This is a genomic window from Luteimonas sp. A501, from assembly GCF_054052085.1.
The window spans coordinates 80,745-98,960 of sequence record NZ_JBSVRI010000005.1; the positions used below are offsets into that span (position 1 = coordinate 80,745).

Below are 18,216 nucleotides of genomic sequence, written 5' to 3' on the forward strand. Positions count from 1 at the left end.
TTCCAGCTGGCTGCGACATTGTAGCGTGGGGTCCGGGACCCCGCCTATCAAGCGGTCAGGCCTTCTTCTTTTCGCCGAGGAACTTGCGCGGGTTGGTCACGCGGCCGTTCTCCCACACTTCGAAGTGCACGTGGGCGCCGGTGCTGCGGCCGGTGCTGCCGGCGCGGGCGATCTTCTGGCCCACGCGCACCAGGTCGCCGACCTGCACCACGTTGGCCGAGTTGTGGGCGTAGCGGGTGACGTAGCCGTTGCCGTGATCGATTTCGACCACCTTGCCGTAGCCGGAGCGCACGCCGGAGTAGCTCACCACGCCGTCGGCCACGGCCATCACCGTGTCGCCGGTGCGGGCATCGAAATCGATGCCCTTGTGGTACGCGGAGCCGCCGCCGAAGGGGTCGGCGCGGCGGCCGAAGCCGGAGGTGATGTAGCTGGCGGCCACCGGCGAGCGCGAAGGAACCGAGTTGCGGTCGATCTCGCGGTTGAAGAGCAGCATTTCGAGCACCGAGAGCTGGTCGCCGGCGACGCCGAACTCGCCGTCGACGCCGGCGATGCCGTCGCGCAGCTCGCCGGCCGGCATGTCGCGGACCGGACCGTGGCCACCGACGCCCACCGGGCTGTTGAAGTCGAACTCGCCATCGCCAAGCTGGGCGACGCGGGTCAGCCGGTCGCCGAGGGCGTTGAGGCGGTTGGCCTGGGCCTGCAGCTCGCCAAGGCGGGCGGCCAGTGCGTTGACCTCGCGCTGCGCGGCGCGGCGGGTGTCATCGAGCTGGGCGTCCTGGCTGGCGATCTCGACGCGCAGCGCGTTGACTTCGCCCGACTGCACGGCGGCGCCGATCGCGGCGCCCAGCACCAGGGCCGCGCCCAGCAGTGCCATCGGCTGCCGGCCTCCGGCCTGCGCCAGGCGGCGCCCACCGAGGCGGGCGTAATGCATGAGCCAATCATGTGAGTGTTGAAGCGTACGGTGTAAAGTCATCTGGATGTCTGCTGGCAATGCCAATTCGGTCTCCCCAAAAGGTCCGCGCGCCGTCTTCGACGCGCTGGCGGCCGATGTCTCCGGCCGTTCCCCGATCCAGCGCGCCATGTGGCTCGACGCACTGGACCGCACCCTGCGTCCCCACCTCCCACCTTCACTGTCCGCGCACGCGCGGCTTGCAAATGTGGATGGCGCAAGGCTGGTGTACCTGGTGGATTCGCCGCTGTGGAACGCCAGCCTGAGGCTTGCCGCTCCAGCGCTCCTGGATGCCGCCCGTTCGCACGGGCTGAAGGTCCGGGAGCTCAGGGTCAAGACGACCACCCAACCGCTGTTCCCGCCTGCGCGGGTCGAAGCGGCTGTACGTCCGTTGTCGGCGTCCGCACCGGAAGGGCTGCGGGCCGCCTTGGCGTCCCTGCGCGAAGCCATCGGCAACGGCAAGAACGAGTCCTGAAATCAGACCGCGCTTTTGGCGCGGACGGGGCATCCTAACGGCCATTGGCACCCGAAACGTTAACCGGGCGGAACGTTTTTAGACCGATTTCGTTAATTTTTCGTAAAGATGTGACCTGGGCGGCAACAACCCGTGAAAGTCCTACAGGCCGCAGACAGGTCCGGAGTCCGCTTTTTGTGGGAGCCGCTATAGCGGCGATCGCGGCCATGGCCGCTCCCACAAAAGCACGGGAGCCGCCCTACCCTTCAGGCGACTGGCTGCAGCCCCTCAGGCGACTGGCTGCAGTTCGCCGTAGGCCACGGGTCCGACCTTGGCCTCGGGGAAGGTCACCTCTTCCCAGGCGTCCTGCTCCGCCAGCAGCGCGCGCACCAGCGTGTTGTTCAGCGCGTGCCCGGACTTGTAGCCCTCGAAGGCGCCGATGATCGGCCGGCCGGCAAGATACAGGTCGCCCACGGCATCAAGGATCTTGTGGCGCACGAATTCGTCGGCGTAGCGCAGGCCGTCGTCGTTGAGCACGCGGAAGTCGTCGAGCACGATCGCATTGTCCATCGAGCCGCCCAGGCCGAGGTTGCGGTCGCGCATGTATTCCAGGTCGCGCATGAAGCCGAAGGTGCGGGCGCGGCTGACTTCGCGGATGTAGTTCTCGGTGGTGAACTCCACCTCCGCGCGCGACCGGGCGGTCGGGATGGCGGGGTGGTTGAAGTCGATGGTGAAGCCCAGGCGGAAGCCGTCGAAGGGCTCGAAGCGGGCGATCTTGTCGCCATCGCGGACCTCGACGGTGCGCGTGATGCGGATGAAGCGCTTGGGCGCGGCCTGCTCGACGACGCCCGCGGACTGCAGCAGGAACACGAACGGGCCCGACGAGCCATCCATGATCGGCACTTCGGCGGCCGAGAGCTCGACCATGATGTTGTCGATGCCAAGGCCGGCCAGGGCCGACATCAGGTGTTCGACGGTCTGCACGTTGACGCCATCCACCGACAGGCCGGTGCACAGCGTGGTCTCGGTGACCAGGGTGGCCCTGGCCGGGATCTCGACCGCGGGATCGACGTCGACACGGCGGAACACGATGCCCGAGTCCGGCGGCGCCGGACGCAGGGTCATATAGACCTTCTCACCGCTGTGCAGCCCCACGCCGGTGGCGCGGGTGATGTTCTTGATGGTGCGCTGCTGGACCATTCACGGACTCTGGGGGAAGCGCCGGCGGCAGACAAGCAACCGGCAAATGGAAGCGGTTCGCAATTTAGCACGCGAGCCGCTGAACCTGAACGGAGCGCAGGCGCCCTCATGCTGCAGGAGCGCAACCCCGACCCAACGCGGAACAACCACCTGCAGGAGCAGCTATAGCTGCTCCTGCAAGAGCGGATCGAGCGGTCCCGCCACTGCGGGGTCGCAGCCAGGGCTGCTCCTGCAGGGGCGGGGCGCGGGTTCTGCTCAGTCGGCCTGGCGGCGGAGGAAGGCGGGGATGTCGAGGTAGCCGCCGTCGCTGTTGCTGCCGAAATCGGCCACGGCCGGGGTGCTCGGGGCGGCGGGCTCGGCGGAGCCGCGGCGCAGGCCGAGGCCCATGCCCATGCCACCGCCGGCCGCCATCGGCTGCGCCACGTCGTCTTCCTCGATCAGCATGCCGGTGGTGCCGTCGCGACGGCCGCCGGTGTTGATCAGCTGCACGTGCGGGCGGCGCTGAGCCTCGTTGAAGCTTGCGTCACGGCCGTAGCCGCTGTCGCGGACCACGCCGCGCGCCTGGGCACGGTTGAGGCCGGTGGCAACCACGGTCACGCGCACGTCGTCCTGCATGTCGGGATCGAGCACGGTGCCGATGACGATGGTGGCGTCTTCGCTTGCGAAGTTCTCCACCGTACGACCGACCTCGTCGAACTCGGCCATGGTGAAGTCCGGGCCGGCGGTGATGTTGACCAGGATGCCGTTGGCGCCGGCCAGGTTGACGTCGTCGAGCAGCGGGTTCTGGATCGCGGACTCGGCAGCGGCCTGGGCGCGGTCGTCGCCGCGGGCATGCCCGGTGCCCATCATCGCCAGGCCCATCTCGGACATCACGGTGCGGACGTCGGCGAAGTCGACGTTGATCAGGCCCGGGCGCACGATGAGATCGGCGATGCCCTGCACGGCGCCCAGCAGCACGTCGTTCGCCGCACGGAAGGCCTGCACCATGGTGGCGTTGCGGCCGAGCACGGTGATCAGCTTCTCGTTGGGAATGGTGATCAGCGAGTCGCAGTGCGCCGACAGCTCCTCGATGCCCTTCAGCGCCACCTGCATGCGGCGGCGGCCTTCGAACGGGAACGGCTTGGTGACCACGGCGACGGTCAGGATGCCCATCTCCTTGGCCAGCTGCGCGACCACGGGTGCCGCACCGGTGCCGGTGCCGCCGCCCATGCCGGCGGTGATGAACACCATGTCGGCGCCCTGCAGCGCTTCCATGATCTGGTCGCGGTCCTCAAGCGCGGCCTGGCGGCCGACCTCCGGGTTCGCGCCCGCGCCCAGGCCCTTGGTGACGCCGGTGCCGAGCTGCAGCTGCAGCTTGGAACCGCAGTTCTTGATTGCCTGCGAGTCGGTGTTGGCGGTGATGAACTCCACGCCGTCCACGCTGCTGCTGACCATGTGGTTGACCGCGTTGCCGCCGCCGCCACCCACGCCGATGACCTTGATGATGGCGTTGGGGGCCATCTTTTCAACCAGTTCGAAATGCGCCATGTCCGTAGTCCTTTTGATGTCGTTATGTGTTGCTGGTGTTTTCTAGTTGTTGTTTGTTGCTGTCGCGTGCCGCTTTCGTCGTCGCCTTGTCTTTCTTCGCGGCCATGGCCGCTCCCACAAAAGCCGGGTGTCGCGAGGTGGGTCGCGGGGTGGGTCGCAGCTATAGCTGCTCCTACACGGGTTTTGGTGGAATGCGGCCATCGGTCTAGAACTCCCCGTTGAACCAGGTCTTGAGCTTCTTCAGCAGGCTGCCGGCGCGCCCGGTGGGCAGCACCGGGCGGCGCGGGTTTTCAATCTGGCTGCCCATCAGCAGCAGGCCGACGCCGGTGGCATGCACCGGGTTGTTGACCACTTCGCCGAGGCCGGTGACGTGCTGGGGAATGCCCACGCGCACCGGCATCTGCAGCATTTCCTCGGCCAGTTCGACCACGCCTTCCATCTTCGCGGCGCCGCCGGTGAGCACCATGCCGGCGCGCACGTGCTGTTCGAAACCCGAGCGGCGCAGTTCGGCCTGCACCATCTCGAAGATCTCCTCGTAGCGGGCCTGCACGGCCTGCGCCAGCGACTGCCGCGGCAGGCGACGCGGCGGGCGGTCGCCGACGCTCGGGACCTGGATCGATTCTTCGCTGGTCGCCAGCTGCGCCAGCGCACAGGCATAGCGGACCTTGATCTGCTCGGCCTCGGGCGTGGGCGTGCGCAGCATGTGCGCGATGTCCTCGGTGACCTTGTCGCCGGCGATCGGCAGGCTGGAGGTGTGGCAGATCGCGCCCTGCACGAACACAGCGAGATCCGTAGTGCCGGCGCCGATGTCGACCATCACCACGCCAAGCTCGCGCTCGTCGCTGGTCAGCACCGCGGTGCTTGACGCCAGCGACGACAGCACCAGGTCGTCGATCTGCAGGTCGCAGCGCTGCACGCACTTGGAGATGTTGGCCGCGGCCGACTGCGCGCAGACCACCAGGTGCGCGTGCACCTCCAGGCGCACGCCGGTCATGCCGACGGGATTGCGGATGCCTTCCTGGGAATCGTCGAGCACGTATTCGCGCGGGATCGCGTGCAGGATCTTCTGGTCGGCCGGGATCGCGACCGCCTTGGCAGCGTCGAGCACGCGGTCGAGGTCCGACCAGGTCACTTCGCCGTCGCGGATCGGGACGATGCCCGGCGAGTTCTTGCACTGCACGTGGCTGCCCGAGATCGAAGCGTAGACCGAGCGGATGTCGCAGCCGGCCATCAGCTCGGCCTCCTCGATCGCGCGCTGGATCGACTGCACGGTCGATTCGATGTCCACCACCACGCCGCGCTTGAGCCCGCGCGATTCGTGACTGCCGATCCCGATCACCTCGATGGGGTTGCCCGGCGAGTACTCGCCGACCAGGGCCACCACCTTGGAGGTGCCGATGTCGAGGCCGACGATCAGGGCCTTGTCGCCTTTGCGGTTCATGCGGTGTGTTCCTCGGCCCATGTCAGGGCGAATCCATTGGTGTAGCGGAGATCGGCGCGTGCCAGCGGCTGGTGCCGTTGGGTCAGGAGCTGCGGAAGCAGGCGGGCGAAGCGGGCCATGCGGGTGCGCACCTGGTGGCTGCCGATGAGTACCCGGGTGCCGTTGGACAGGACCATGGTCCAGCTGCCGCGGCTGTCGAGCAGCAGCGCGCGCACGCCGTAACCCGCCGGCGCGAACAGCTCGCGCGCGGCCTGGTAGAGCTCGACCACTTCTTCCGAGCGGGCGTCGGGGCCGTGCAGCAGCGGCAGGCCCTGCGGCACGTCGATGCCTTCGGCCGGGAACAGCTTGCCCTGCAGCGAAAGCAGGCGTTCATCGCCCCAGCGCGCGAACGGGCGGTGCTCCTGCACGCGCACTTCAAGCACGTCCGGCCAGCGCTTGCCGACGTCGGCCTGCTCCACCCAGGGCAGGCGGGCGACCGACTCGCGGGCCTCGTCCAGGCGCACGGCGAAGAAGCCCTGCTGCGCATAGGGCAGCACCACTTCGCGCACACGCGCGGGATCGACCTGCTGCAGGTTGTCGTTGATGCGCAGCGTGCGCAGCGGCCAGCGCTCGGCGCCGATCCAGCCCTGGACCACGGCCACCACCGGCAGCGCGATCAGCGCCACCGCGAGCGTCCAGGCAAGGATGCGGGCGAGCGCGTTCACAGCGTCTGCTCCAGCACGCGCCAGCACAGGTCCGCGTAGTCGCAGCCCAGTTGGCCGGCGGCCTTGGGTACCAGCGAATGGCCGGTCATGCCCGGCGCGGTGTTCACTTCGATCAGCTGCAGGCCGCGCTCGCGGTCGCGCATGATGTCCACGCGACCCCAGCCGCTGCAGCCGGCGGCGCGGAAGGCGCGCAGCGCGAGGTCGCGGATCGCGGCCTCGTCATCGCCTTCAAGCCCGGGACACAGGTACTGCGTGTCTTCGGCGACGTACTTGGCGTGGTAGTCGTACCACTCGCCTGCGGGCACGATCCGGATCGACGGCAGCGCGACGTCGCCGAGGATGCCGACGGTGAGCTCGTCGCCGCGCACCATCTGCTCCATCAGCAGCTCGCCGTCGTAGTGGGCGGCGAATTCGATGGCGGGAGCGAGGTCGGCTTCGGCAAGCACGCGGAACACGCCGACGCTGGAGCCTTCGCTGGAAGGCTTCACGAACACCGGATAGCCGAGCCGCTGCGCGGCCACGCGCAGGTCGGCACCCTTCGCCAGGCGCTCGTAGCGCGGCGTCGACAGGCCTTCGGACAGCCACACCTGCTTGGTGCGGATCTTGTCGAGGGTGAGCGCGCAGCCGAGCACATCGGAGCCGGTGAACGGCACATCGAGCGCCTGCAGCAGCCCCTGCAGCACGCCGTTCTCGCCGACGCCGCCGTGGAGGATGTTGAACACGCGGTCGAAGCGGCCGGCCAGGAGCGCGGCGAGCAAGGCGGGCACGCCGTCGACGGCTTCGGCATCGACGCCGCGCGAACGCAGCGCTTCGAGCACGCCGGCGCCGGAGTCGAGCGACACCTCGCGCTCACTGGTGTCACCACCCATGAGCACGGCGACGCGGCCGAAGTCGGCCGGGTCGGTCAGGCGCAGCGGCGGCAGCTGCTCGCTCATCCGCCCTCCCCCGCCTTCGGGAAGCCTTCGGCCACCAGGTTCTGCGCCACCTGGCCGATGTCGCCGGCACCCATCACCAGCAGCAGGTCACCGTCTTCGAGGATGTCGGGCAGCACGTCACGCAGGTCGCCGGGGCCGTTGACCACCACCGGGTCGATGCGGCCGCGGGCGCGGATTGCACGCGCCAGCGCACGCGCGTCGGCATTGGCCATCGGCTGTTCGCCGGCCGGATACACCTCGGTCAGCACCAGCGCGTCGACCTCGGACAGTACCCCGGCGAAGTCGTCGAGCAGGTCGCGGGTGCGGCTGTAGCGGTGCGGCTGGAATGCGACCACCAGGCGATGGTCGGGCCAGCCGCCACGAGCGGCCTCGAACACCGCGGCAAGCTCGCGCGGATGGTGGCCGTAGTCGTCGACCAGCTGCACCCTGGCGCCGCGTGCGGTGGTCAGTTCGGCCAGGCGGTTGAAGCGGCGGCCGATGCCTTCGAACTTCGCCAGCGCGTCGCGGATGGCTTCGGGCTGCACGCCCAGCTGCCAGGCGACCGCGGCCGCGGCCAGCGCGTTCTGCACGTTGTGGCGGCCGGGCAGCGCAAGCTCCATGGACGTCGTGGACGCATCGGGCAGGACCAGGTCGAAATACATGGTCGGCCCTTCCTGGCGCACGTTCTCGGCGCGGACGTCGGCATCGGCATGGAAGCCGTAGGTCATGACGTGGCGCGAGACCGCGCCGGCCAGGGCCTCGACTTCGGGATCATCGATGCACAGCACGGCCAGGCCGTAGAACGGCAGCCGGTGCAGGAACTCGGAGAACGCCTGCTGCACGCGCGCGAAGTCGCCGCCGTAGTTCTCGAGGTGATCGACGTCGATGTTGGTGACGATTGCGACCAACGGGTTCAGGCGCAGGAAGCTGCCGTCGCTCTCGTCGGCCTCGGCCACCAGCCAGTCACCACCGCCCAGGCGCGCATTGGCGTCGGCTGCCAGCAGCTTGCCGCCGATCACGAAGGTCGGGTCGAGCCCGCCTTCGGCGAGCACGCTGGCGAGCAGCGAGGTGGTGGTGGTCTTGCCGTGGGTTCCGGCCACGGCCACGCCGCGGCGGAATCGCATCAGTTCGGCCAGCATCTCCGCGCGCGGCACCACCGGGATGCGTTGCGCGCGCGCTTCCACCAGCTCCGGGTTGTCCGGCTTGATGGCACTGGACACCACCACGCAGTCGCTGGCGATCACGTTGGCCGCGGCATGCCCGAGATGCACGGTTGCGCCCAGGCTCGCAAGACGCCGGGTGACCGCGCTGTCGGCGGTATCGGATCCCGACACCTGGTAGCCGAGCGTGCACAGCACCTCCGCGATCCCGCTCATGCCGGTGCCGCCGATGCCGATGAAATGCACGCGCGAATGCCGCCGCGCGAAGTCGGCCATGGCCACGCCGTGGGTGTCGTGGAGGCGGCGGGTCATGCGTTCACTCCGGGGGCAATCCTGGGTTCGATGCGCTGGCGCAGGCGGCTGGTGCCACGCGCTGCCAGCGACGGCACCGGCTGTGCGGTGGGCGGCGGCGTGGCGGGCGCTGCAACGGCCTCGCCGCGCAGGCGCGCGACCTGGCGCTGGGTACGGTCGAGTTCATAGGACACGCGCAGCAGCAGGCCCACGGCGACGCAGGTCATCATCACGCTGGAGCCGCCCGACGACACCAGTGGCAGCGTCAGGCCCTTGGTCGGCAGCAGGCCGAGGTTGACGCCGATCGACACCAGCGCCTGCAGGCTCATCCACAGCGCGATGCCGAAGGCGACGTAGCCGGCGAAGTGGCGGCGCGTCTCCACGCAGCGCAGGCCGATCAGGAACGCGCGGCCGACCAGCAGCGCGTACAGGCCGATCACCAGGCACACGCCGACGAAGCCGAGCTCTTCCGCGATCACCGCGAGGATGAAGTCGGTATGCGCTTCGGGCAGGTAGTTGAGCTTCTGGATCGAAGCACCCAGGCCCACGCCCCAGAACTCGCCACGGCCCACCGCCATCAGCGCGTTGGCCAGCTGGTAACCGCTGTTGAAGGGGTCGGCGAAGGGATCCATGAACGAGGTCAGGCGACGCATGCGGTAAGGCTCGGCGATCGCCACGATCGCCAGCACCGGCAGCAGCAGCAGCACCGGTGCCGCCATGCGCGGCAGGTGCACGCCGCCCAGGACCAGCATGCCGGCGGTGATCGCCAGCAGCAGCGCAAGCGAACCGAAGTCGGGCTGCAAGGCCAGCAGGACCATCAGCACGATGGCGACGCCGATGGGCTTGAGCATCGCGCCCCAGGTGGCGTTGACCTCGTCGCGGAAACGCACCAGGTAGCTGGCAAGCCAGACGATGTACATCACCTTGACCGCCTCGACCGCCTGGAACTTGGACACGCCGAGGTTGATCCAGCGCTGCGCGCCGTTGACGCTGCTGCCGATGCCGGGCACGAACACCAGCAGCAGCGCGAGGAAGCAAGCCACCAGCAGCAGGCGGTCGAAGCGCTCGATGGTCTTGAGCTCGGTGCGCATCGCCCAGAACGCGAGCGCCGCGCCCAGGGCCATGAAGACCACGTGCCGGATCAGGAAGTAGTACGGACCGACGCCGAGCTCTTCGCCGACGGCGATGGAGCTTGAGCCCACCATCACGATGCCGAGTGCGCCCAGGCCGAACACGGCGCCGAGCATCCACGGGTCGAAACGGCCGCCGATCGATTCGAGGCGGACCGCCTGGCTGCCGCGGTCGTGGGTCCTGTCCATCAGCGCACCTTCAACGTGGCCAGGCCGACCAGCACCAGGATCACCGAGATGATCCAGAAGCGCACGATCACGCGCGGCTCCGGCCAGCCCTTGAGTTCGAAGTGGTGGTGGATCGGCGCCATCCGGAACACGCGCTTGCCGGTGAGCTTGAACGACGCGACCTGGATGATCACCGACAGCGTCTCGATCACGAAGATGCCGCCCATCACCACCAGCACCAGCTCCTGGCGCACGATCACCGCGATGCTGCCGAGCACGGCGCCGAGGGCAAGCGCGCCGATGTCGCCCATGAACACCATGGCCGGATAGGTGTTGAACCAGAGGAAGCCCAGCCCCGCCCCGGCAATCGCCGCACAGATGATGACGAGCTCGCCGGCGCCGGGCACGCGCGGGATCTGCAGGTATTCGGCGAACTGCGCATGTCCCGAGGCGTAGGCGAACACGCCCAGCGCGCAGGCCACCAGCACGGTCGGCATGATCGCGAGGCCGTCGAGGCCGTCGGTCAGGTTGACCGCGTTGGAAAAGCCGACAATCCAGAAGTAGGCGATGGTCACGAACGAGACGCCGGCAAGCGGCAGCGCCACCGCCTTGAAGAAGGGGATGTAGAAGGTGGTCGCGACCGGCGTGTCTGCGCTGAACCACAGGAACAGGCCCGCCGCCAGGCCGAAGATCGACTGCAGCAGGTACTTGGTGCGCGAGCGCATGCCGTTGGGATCGCGCTTCACGATCTTGATCCAGTCGTCCCACCAGCCGATGGCGCCGAACGCGACCATGATCAGCAGCACCAGCCACACGTATTTGTTGCGCAGATCGCCCCAGAGCAGCACCGAAGCCAGCACGGTGAGCAGGATCAGCCCGCCGCCCATGGTGGGCGTGCCGGCCTTTGAGAAATGCGTCTTCGGGCCATCCTGGCGGATCGGCTGGCCGCCCTTGTACTGGGCGAGCTTGCGGATCACCGCCGGGCCCCACCACAGCGACAGGAAGAGCGCGGTCAGCGCGGCGAGGATGCCGCGGAAGGTCAGGTAGCCGAAGAGGCCGAACAGACCCTCGAGCTGCTCGAGCCAGCGGGTGATTTCAAGCAGCATCGGTATCGACTCCTTCCAGCAGCGCGCGGACCACGCGATCCATCGCGCTGCCGCGCGAGCCCTTGACGAGAATGGTGGGAGCGATCGCGGCTGTAGCCGCTCCCACGGGTGGCGCGGCCTTTGTGGGAGCGGCTATAGCCGCGAACAAGCCCGCGACCAATGCCTCGTGCGAAGCGAACACCTGGCCTCCCTCACCAAACGCCTCGGCCGCCTTCGCCGCCAGCTCCCCAAGCGCGAACACCCGCTCCACGCCGCCCTCGCGCGCGCGGCGCCCGGCGGCTTCGTGCAGCGCCACCGCGTCAGCGCCCAGTTCGCGCATGTCGCCCAGCACCAGCCAGCCGCCGCCACTGGCCGCGGCCAGGGTATCGATGGCGGCGGCAAGCGATCCGGGATTGGCGTTGTAACTGTCATCCACCAGCCACGCGCCGCCCGGCAACTGCCGGCGCACCTGGCGGCCAGCCACCGGCTGCGCGTGCGTCAGGCCTTCGGCAATCGCCGGCAGCGGCGCGCCGCAGGCCAGCGCCAGCGACGCCGCCGCCATTGCATTGGCAACGCTGTGCCGGCCGGGCAGCGACAGCGAAACGGCGGCCTCGCCTTCCGGCGTCACCAGCACGAAATCGCTGCCGCCTTCGTGCAGCACCACCTCACGCACATGCACGTCCGCGCGCGCGCCGAAGCCGAAGCGCAGCACGCGGCGGCCATGGGCACGCTCGGCGAAAAACGACTCGAACGCATCGTCGGCATTGATCACCGCGGTGCCATCGGTCGGCAGCGCGTCGTAGATCGCGGCCTTGGTATCGGCCACGCCCTGCAGGCTGCCCATGCGCTCGAGGTGCGCGGGTGCGATGTTGTTCACCAGCGCGACGCGCGGGCGCGCGATCGCCGCCAGGTAGGCGATGTCGCCAGGCTTGCCGGCGCCCATCTCGTACACGGCGAAGGCGGCGGCGTCGTCGGCATCGATGATCGCCAGCGGCAGGCCGATCTCGTTGTTGCGGTTGCCGGGACTGGCAGTGACGCTGCCGCAACGGCCGAGGATCGACAGCAGCAGCTCCTTGACGCTGGTCTTGCCGTTGCTGCCGGTGATCGCGACCACGGCCTGCGCCGGACGCGTGGCCTGCAGCGCGGCCGCGAGCGAGCCCAGGGCCTCGACAGTGTCGCCTACCACGACCTGCGGCAGCGCCACGTCCAGTGGGCGTGACACCAGCGCGGCGGTCGCGCCGGCGGCGGCGATCGCGGCCACATGCTCATGGCCGTCGAAATTCTCGCCCGCGATGGCGACGAACAGCGTGCCCCCGGCGTGCGGGACAAAGGTACGGCTGTCGGTCGCGATCGCCTCGACTGGGACGTCTTCGCCCTGCAGGCGGCCGTTGCATGCCTGGGCGATGCGCGAGAGCGTGATCGGCTTCATGCCCGGGCCTCCAGCGCGCGGCGCGCGACGTCGCGATCGTCGAATGGATGGCGCACGCCGTCGATTTCCTGGTATGGCTCGTGGCCCTTGCCGGCGACCAGCACGATGTCGCCGGAATCGGCGATGCCGATCGCGCGGGTGATGGCGGCAGCGCGATCGCGCTCGACCACCACCACCGCGGTATCGGGGAAGCCGGCCATGATGTCGACGACGATGGCGTTGCCGTCTTCGCCGCGCGGATTGTCGTCGGTGACCACCACGAAATCGGCGCCACCGAGCGCAGCCGCGCCCATCTCCGGGCGCTTGCCGCGGTCGCGTTCGCCACCGCAGCCGAAAACGCAGGTGATGCGGCCGGCAGCGTGCGCGCGCACCGCGGCCAGGGCCTGCTCAAGCGCGTCGGGCGTGTGCGCATAGTCGACCACCACCAGCGGCAGGCCGTCATGGCCACCGAAGCGGTTCATGCGTCCGGCGATCGGCTCGAGTCGGCCAAGCACGCGCGCGATGTCCGCCGCGGCCACGCCCTGCGCGTGCAGCACGCCGGCCACCGCCAGCAGGTTTTCGACGTTGAAGCGACCGAGCAGCGGCGAGCGCACCGGCAGCCGTTCGCTGTCGATGCGCAGCTGGAAGGCGATGCCCGCGGCATCGAGCACGATATCCGTGGCGGCCACGAGCGCTTCGGCATCGCCGCGCGCGCTGGTACCGATCCGGCGCAGCGTCGACGGCAGCCGCGCGAACAGGCCGCGGCCGAAGCCGTCATCGATGTTCACCACTGCCGCCGACAGTCCGGCCACGCCGAACAGGCGCTCCTTGGCCGCGCCATAGGTGGCCATGTCACCGTGGTAATCGAGGTGGTCGCGGGTGAGGTTGGTGAACACGCCGACCTCGAAATGGACTGCATCCACGCGACCCTGGTCCAGCGCATGCGAACTGGTTTCCATCGCCACCGCCTGCGCGCCGGCGTCACGCAACCCGGCCAGCAGCTCGTGCACCTGCAATACCAGCGGCGTGGTGAAGCCGGTCGGGCGCACGTCGCCGTGCAGGCCCGCGCCCAGCGTGCCGATGGTGGCCGCGCGGCGACCGAGCAGCTCCCAGGCCTGGGCCAGCAGCTGCACCGTCGAGGTCTTGCCGTTGGTGCCGGTGACGGCGACGGTCGACATCGCCGCCGACGGCCGGCCGTGGAACTCATCGGCCATCGCGCCCATGCGCGCGCGCAGGCCGGGCACCGCGATCGCATCCGCGGGCGGCTCAGGCACGTCGGCCGGCACGGGTGGTTCGTACATCACCACTGCAGCGCCATCGACAAGCGCCTGTCCGGCGAAGTGCAGGCCATGGGTGCCGAAGCCGCCGATGGCGACGAAGCCGTCGCCGGCGCGCACGGAGCGGCTGTCCAGCACCAGGCCGGACACCTCCAGCGCCGCCGGGACGTCGACGACGTCGGGCAGCAGTTCGCGCAGGGCCATGCGGCGGCTCACTGGCCACCTCCGGACGCGGGGGGCGCGGCGGCGGTGGCTGCACGCCCGGCCGCGACGCGCGGCGCATTGCGCGCGCGCTCCTTCGCCTGCTGCTTCGCCTGCTCGGCCAGCCAGGTCTCGATGTCGTCCGGCGGCACGTCCATCAGCCGCAGCGCGCCGTCCATGACGCTCTGGAACACCGGGGCCGAAACCTGGCCGCCGTAGATGCCCTTGGCCGGATCGGGATCGTCGATCACCACCACCATCGAAAAGCGCGGGTTCTCCACCGGCACCACGCCGGCGAAAAAGGACACGTAGCGGCGCGAATAGCCGCCACCGGATGCCTTGCGCGCGGTGCCGGTCTTGCCGGCGACGTGATAGCCGGGGATCGCCGCCTGGATGGCGGTGCCGCCGGGCTCGGTGACCGTCTGCATCATCGCCAGCACGGTGTCGGCGACCGCGGCATCCATCACCTGCTCGGACTCGCCGTGCTGGCCCTTGACCAGGGTCGGCCGCACCGCGCGCCCGTGGTTGGCGATGGTCGCGTAGGACCGCGCGATCTGCAGCGGCGTGGCCGACAGCCCGTAGCCGTAGCTCATGGTCTGCTTGCTGGTGCCGCTCCAGCTTGCCGCGGGCGGCAGCACGCCGGACGCTTCGCCCGGGAAGCCGCTGCCGGTGCTGTGGCCGAAGCCCAGGCGTGCGATGTAGTCGTGGTAGTAGTCGTCGTCCAGGCGCTGCACGATGCGCGCGACGCCGATGTTGGAGCTCTTGGTGATCACGCCCGTGGTATCGAGCACGCCCAGGTTGCGATGGTCGGTGGTGCGGTAGCGGCCGTTCGGGATCCAGCCCGGGTTGGTGTCGAAGATGGTCTCCGGCGTGATCACGCCGGCCGAAAGCCCTGCGGCCACGGTGATCGGCTTGATGGTGGAGCCGGGCTCGATCAGGTCGGTGACCGCACGGTTGCGGCGCGCATCGCGGTGCTCGCCGGTGACCGCGTTCGGGTTGTAGGTCGGCAGGTTGGCCATGGCGAGGATCTCGCCGGTGGCGACGTCGAGCACCACCGCCGAGCCCGCGACCGCACCGGTGCGCTCGAGCGTCGCGCGCAGTTCGCGGTGCACCAGGTACTGGATGCGGCGGTCGATGCTGAGGGTGAGGTCCTTGCCCGGCTGCGCGGCGCGCACCAGGTCGACGTTCTCGACGGTGCGGCCGCGGCGGTCGCGGATCACCTTCTGCGCGCCCGGCTCGCCGCTGAGCCATTCGTCGAACGCCAGCTCCACGCCTTCCTGCCCGGCGTCGTCGATATTGGTGAAGCCGAGCACGTGGGCCAGCGCCTCGCCCTGCGGGTAGAAGCGGCGGAACTCGCGCTGTGAGAACACGCCCGGCACCTTGTGCGCCAGGATCTGCTGCGCCTCGGCCGGGTTGATGCGGCGCTTGAGGTAGACGAATTCCTTGTCCGCGCGCTGCGCCACGCGGCGCTCGAGATGGTCGAGCGGCACGCCCAGGGCCTCGGCCAGCTCGGGCAGGCGCTCGGGATGCTTGAGCATCTCCTGCGGGTTGCCCCAGACGCTGTCGACCGGCGACGACACCGCCAGCGGCTCGCCGTTGCGGTCGGTGATCATGCCGCGCGAGGTCGGGATCGGGATCTCGCGCAGGAAGCGCGAGTCGGCCTTCTGCTGGTAGTAGGCGTTGTCGACCAGCTGCAGGTCGACCGCGCGCGCCACCAGCACCACACCGCACAGGCCGAGCGCGCCCACCACAAGTTTCAGCCGCCCGCGCAGGTCGAACTGCGCGCGGCCGCGGGGGCGGACGGTGCCATTGCGATCGCGGCGGAACTTCATGGCCGCACCACCACGATGTCCCCGGCTTCCGGGAACTTCATGCCCAGCCGGGTGCGTGCCACATGGTCGATGCGGTTGGCTTCGGCCCAGGTGGCCTGCTCCAGCTGCAGGCGGCCGAAATCGATATTGAGTTCGTCGCGCTCGTCCACCAGCCGCGTCAGCTCGACGAAGAGCTGGCGGTGCGCGTGGCGCGCATGCACCACGCCGATGGCCGCGACCACGTTGGCCGCCAGCAGCACGAAGACCAGGAAGCGGGTCACGCCGCCACCTCCAGCTTTTCGGCCACGCGCAGCACGGCGCTGCGCGCGCGCGGGTTGCCGGCGAGCTCGGCGCCGTCAGCCTTCTGCGCGCCACCGATCGCGCGCAGGGTGGGCACGAAATCCGTCGCCTCGGGCAGGCGGCGGTTGCCCGGGGGCGCCTTCGACTGCGCGGCGATGAAGCGCTTGGCGATGCGGTCCTCGAGCGAATGGAAGCTGATCACCGCCAGCCGGCCGCCCGGCTTCAGCGCGGCCAGCGCCGCGTCGAGGCCGGCTTCGAGGTCGGCCAGCTCGCGGTTGACGTGGATGCGGATGGCCTGGAAGGAACGCGTGGCCGGGTGGATCTCGTGGCGGCCGGGCTTCGGCCGTGGCATCACCGAGGCGATCAGCTCCGCGAGCTGCGCGGTGCGGACCAGCGGCGCTTCGGCGCGGCGCTCGACGATGGTGCGCGCGATGCGGCGGCTCATGCGCTCCTCGCCATAGGTCCAGAGCACGTCGGCGATCTCGTCGGCGCCCGCATGCGCGAGCCACTGCGCCGCGCTCTCGCCGGCATCGGGGTCCATGCGCATGTCCAGCGGACCATCCTTGCCGAAGCTGAAGCCGCGCTCGGCGACGTCAAGCTGCGGCGAGGACACGCCGAGGTCGAACAGCACGCCGTCGAGACCGCCGGCGGTCGCGTCCCAGCGGCCGAGGTCGGCGAAGCTGCCGCGGAAGATCGAGACGCGCGGATCCGCACCGAACTCGCGTTCGGCCACGGTGATCGCGTCGGGATCCTTGTCCATCAGCAGCAGCCGGCCTCCAGCCCCGAGCGCCTGCAGCACGCCACGGGCATGCCCGCCGCGGCCGAAGGTGCCATCCAGGTACGTTCCGTCCTCGCGCACGCGCAGCCCTTCCATGACCTGCACAAACAAGACCGGAAGGTGCGCGGAGCGGACATCCGCGGCACCCGCGGTCACAACTGCAGCCCGACCAGGTCGTCGCCGAAATCGTCGTCGCCCAGGGGCGTCTCGATCTGCGTGCGGTGCGCCTGCTCGCTCCAGAGCTCGAACTTGTCGCCCATGCCCAGCAGGACGGCCTTTTTCTCGATGCCGAGCGCGTTGCGCATGCTGGCCGGAATCGGGATCCGGCCGTTGCCGTCGGGCTCGACGATCGCCGCCGCGCCCACCAGCTTCAGCTGCAGGCGGCGGTTGGCTTCCTTCACCCGGGGCAGCGCATTGACGCCGTCGCGCACCTGCCCCCAGGCGGCATAGGGATAGATGTAGAGCGAACCCTTCTCGAACGGGTTGTAGGTGATGACCAGGCGATTGCCGAATTCGGACGCAACGATCTCCCGGTAGCCGGTCGGAATCGCCAGCCGTCCCTTGTCGTCGATCGTGATGGCGGTTTCGCCCTGCAACACCTTCTGCCACTCCAGTACCCGTCTGCGGCGGGTTTCATGCTTGGAAAAACCACGATATTCCCGGTCTCCCCACGCATGGCCACATTAGGAGCGCTCCCCACCCTTGTCAACAGCTTGGCCAGGAATTTTCATCAGGCAGGTCAATGACTTGCAGCGAACTTCAGAGACTTGTTCAAGCTTTATCCACAAGCTGCTGTTTAGTCACAGATTCTGAGAATATGTGATGGTCTTCACATGATTTTCACATGCGGCATCCCGCACCGGCCCCGGACGACAGGAGGCCATGCGGGAGCGACCATGCCCGCGATGGCGGGGAGGTTTCGCGCGCAGGGGTCCAGCGCCGCCATGGCGGCCACGCGATGAAGAGGAAAAGGTGGCGGAGCCGGCCGATAAGCCGGGTTCTGTCGTGGACAGTCATTCCTCTAGGCGCATCGTCACCGATACGCTCAAGCAACCTACCCGGACCCGACGCGGGCAGCGCCATGAGGTCCCTATTTGGCCTTGCTCCCGGTGGGGTTTGCCATGCCGGTCTGTTGCCAGACTCGCGGTGCGCTCTTACCGCACCGTTTCACCCTTGCCACGCATCCAGCACTCTTTCGAATACTCGACCGTTCGGCGGTCTGCTCTCTGTTGCACTTTCCGTCGGCTCGCGCCGCCCAGGAGTTACCTGGCACCGTGCCCTGTGGAGCCCGGACTTTCCTCGGCACCGGCTCCCGTCGAAACGGGAACGGTGACGCGACTGTCTGGCCGACTCCGCCACGTGCATTCTCGCACGCATGGCGACGATCCTGTGGGAGCGGCCATGGCCGCGATCAGGTT

15 protein-coding genes, 1 other RNA gene and 1 pseudogene are annotated in these 18,216 nt (G+C 69.1%); 1 reads left to right on the forward strand and 16 read right to left on the reverse strand.

Features of this window, described 5'->3' with window-relative positions; all coding sequences use genetic code 11:
* Positions 1–55: 55 nt before the first annotated feature.
* On the reverse strand, positions 56–931 hold the full coding sequence (locus ACW7G5_RS13205) for a M23 family metallopeptidase (RefSeq protein ID WP_457005241.1): 876 nt from the start codon (positions 929–931) through the stop codon (positions 56–58).
* A gap of 46 nt (positions 932–977) precedes the next feature.
* On the opposite strand from ACW7G5_RS13205, the gene ACW7G5_RS13210 reads away from it, so the two are divergent.
* Positions 978–1,424: a DciA family protein gene (locus tag ACW7G5_RS13210; RefSeq protein ID WP_457005243.1), complete on the forward strand. Its 447-nt coding sequence runs from the start codon at positions 978–980 to the stop codon at positions 1,422–1,424.
* A 267-nt stretch (positions 1,425–1,691) separates the two neighbouring features.
* Here the strand turns inward: ACW7G5_RS13210 and lpxC are convergent, their stop codons facing one another.
* The 15 genes and pseudogenes from lpxC to rnpB form a co-directional block, all read right to left on the reverse strand.
* A complete protein-coding gene (gene lpxC, locus ACW7G5_RS13215) occupies positions 1,692–2,603 on the reverse strand; it encodes a UDP-3-O-acyl-N-acetylglucosamine deacetylase (protein ID WP_457005244.1) in 912 nt (303 codons plus the stop codon).
* A gap of 548 nt (positions 2,604–3,151) precedes the next feature.
* Positions 3,152–4,130 (reverse strand): annotated as a pseudogene (ftsZ, locus tag ACW7G5_RS13220) (cell division protein FtsZ); the annotation flags it as partial.
* A gap of 205 nt (positions 4,131–4,335) precedes the next feature.
* Positions 4,336–5,571: a cell division protein FtsA gene (gene ftsA, locus ACW7G5_RS13225; RefSeq protein WP_343254280.1), complete on the reverse strand. Its 1,236-nt coding sequence runs from the start codon at positions 5,569–5,571 to the stop codon at positions 4,336–4,338.
* Positions 5,568–6,275, reverse strand: a complete 708-nt coding sequence (locus tag ACW7G5_RS13230) for a cell division protein FtsQ/DivIB (RefSeq protein ID WP_457005246.1) — start codon at positions 6,273–6,275, stop codon at positions 5,568–5,570. The genes ftsA and ACW7G5_RS13230 overlap by 4 nt, the downstream gene beginning before the upstream one ends.
* Positions 6,272–7,210: a D-alanine--D-alanine ligase gene (locus ACW7G5_RS13235; RefSeq protein WP_457005248.1), complete on the reverse strand. Its 939-nt coding sequence runs from the start codon at positions 7,208–7,210 to the stop codon at positions 6,272–6,274. The genes ACW7G5_RS13230 and ACW7G5_RS13235 overlap by 4 nt, the downstream gene beginning before the upstream one ends.
* Entirely contained in the window at positions 7,207–8,661 is a 1,455-nt protein-coding gene (gene murC / locus ACW7G5_RS13240) for a UDP-N-acetylmuramate--L-alanine ligase (RefSeq protein WP_457005250.1), read from the reverse strand. Before murC ends, ACW7G5_RS13235 begins: the two co-directional genes overlap by 4 nt.
* Positions 8,658–9,959, reverse strand: coding sequence for a putative lipid II flippase FtsW (gene ftsW / locus ACW7G5_RS13245; RefSeq protein WP_457005252.1), 1,302 nt, complete (start codon positions 9,957–9,959; stop codon positions 8,658–8,660). Before ftsW ends, murC begins: the two co-directional genes overlap by 4 nt.
* On the reverse strand, positions 9,959–11,044 hold the full coding sequence (gene mraY, locus ACW7G5_RS13250; protein ID WP_457005254.1) for a phospho-N-acetylmuramoyl-pentapeptide-transferase: 1,086 nt from the start codon (positions 11,042–11,044) through the stop codon (positions 9,959–9,961). Before mraY ends, ftsW begins: the two co-directional genes overlap by 1 nt.
* Positions 11,034–12,452, reverse strand: coding sequence for a UDP-N-acetylmuramoyl-tripeptide--D-alanyl-D-alanine ligase (locus ACW7G5_RS13255; protein WP_457005255.1), 1,419 nt, complete (start codon positions 12,450–12,452; stop codon positions 11,034–11,036). The genes mraY and ACW7G5_RS13255 overlap by 11 nt, the downstream gene beginning before the upstream one ends.
* Positions 12,449–13,924, reverse strand: coding sequence for a UDP-N-acetylmuramoyl-L-alanyl-D-glutamate--2,6-diaminopimelate ligase (locus ACW7G5_RS13260; protein WP_457005256.1), 1,476 nt, complete (start codon positions 13,922–13,924; stop codon positions 12,449–12,451). Before ACW7G5_RS13260 ends, ACW7G5_RS13255 begins: the two co-directional genes overlap by 4 nt.
* A complete protein-coding gene (locus ACW7G5_RS13265) occupies positions 13,921–15,741 on the reverse strand; it encodes a peptidoglycan D,D-transpeptidase FtsI family protein (RefSeq protein ID WP_457005258.1) in 1,821 nt (606 codons plus the stop codon). The genes ACW7G5_RS13260 and ACW7G5_RS13265 overlap by 4 nt, the downstream gene beginning before the upstream one ends.
* Positions 15,738–16,001, reverse strand: coding sequence for a cell division protein FtsL (gene ftsL / locus ACW7G5_RS13270; RefSeq protein WP_457005260.1), 264 nt, complete (start codon positions 15,999–16,001; stop codon positions 15,738–15,740). Before ftsL ends, ACW7G5_RS13265 begins: the two co-directional genes overlap by 4 nt.
* Complete coding sequence (rsmH, locus tag ACW7G5_RS13275; protein ID WP_457005435.1) at positions 15,998–16,894, reverse strand: 16S rRNA (cytosine(1402)-N(4))-methyltransferase RsmH; 897 nt, start codon at positions 16,892–16,894, stop codon at positions 15,998–16,000. Before rsmH ends, ftsL begins: the two co-directional genes overlap by 4 nt.
* A 56-nt stretch (positions 16,895–16,950) precedes the next feature.
* On the reverse strand, positions 16,951–17,397 hold the full coding sequence (locus ACW7G5_RS13280; RefSeq protein WP_343254290.1) for a division/cell wall cluster transcriptional repressor MraZ: 447 nt from the start codon (positions 17,395–17,397) through the stop codon (positions 16,951–16,953).
* A gap of 374 nt (positions 17,398–17,771) precedes the next feature.
* Positions 17,772–18,152: RNase P RNA component class A (rnpB, locus tag ACW7G5_RS13285), an RNA gene on the reverse strand.
* Positions 18,153–18,216: the final 64 nt, after the last annotated feature.

What these genes read in the sequence shown, in the direction of transcription:
- ACW7G5_RS13205 (WP_457005241.1), bottom strand. Translation starts at nt 931, where the DNA reads ATGCATTACGCCCGCCTCGGTGGGCGCCGCCTGGCGCAGGCCGGAGGC.
- ACW7G5_RS13210 (WP_457005243.1), top strand. Translation starts at nt 978, where the DNA reads ATGTCTGCTGGCAATGCCAATTCGGTCTCCCCAAAAGGTCCGCGCGCC.
- lpxC (WP_457005244.1), bottom strand. Translation starts at nt 2,603, where the DNA reads ATGGTCCAGCAGCGCACCATCAAGAACATCACCCGCGCCACCGGCGTG.
- ftsA (WP_343254280.1), bottom strand. Translation starts at nt 5,571, where the DNA reads ATGAACCGCAAAGGCGACAAGGCCCTGATCGTCGGCCTCGACATCGGC.
- ACW7G5_RS13235 (WP_457005248.1), bottom strand. Translation starts at nt 7,210, where the DNA reads ATGAGCGAGCAGCTGCCGCCGCTGCGCCTGACCGACCCGGCCGACTTC.
- murC (WP_457005250.1), bottom strand. Translation starts at nt 8,661, where the DNA reads ATGACCCGCCGCCTCCACGACACCCACGGCGTGGCCATGGCCGACTTC.
- ftsW (WP_457005252.1), bottom strand. Translation starts at nt 9,959, where the DNA reads ATGGACAGGACCCACGACCGCGGCAGCCAGGCGGTCCGCCTCGAATCG.
- mraY (WP_457005254.1), bottom strand. Translation starts at nt 11,044, where the DNA reads ATGCTGCTTGAAATCACCCGCTGGCTCGAGCAGCTCGAGGGTCTGTTC.
- ACW7G5_RS13255 (WP_457005255.1), bottom strand. Translation starts at nt 12,452, where the DNA reads ATGAAGCCGATCACGCTCTCGCGCATCGCCCAGGCATGCAACGGCCGC.
- ACW7G5_RS13265 (WP_457005258.1), bottom strand. Translation starts at nt 15,741, where the DNA reads ATGAAGTTCCGCCGCGATCGCAATGGCACCGTCCGCCCCCGCGGCCGC.
- rsmH (WP_457005435.1), bottom strand. Translation starts at nt 16,894, where the DNA reads ATGGAAGGGCTGCGCGTGCGCGAGGACGGAACGTACCTGGATGGCACC.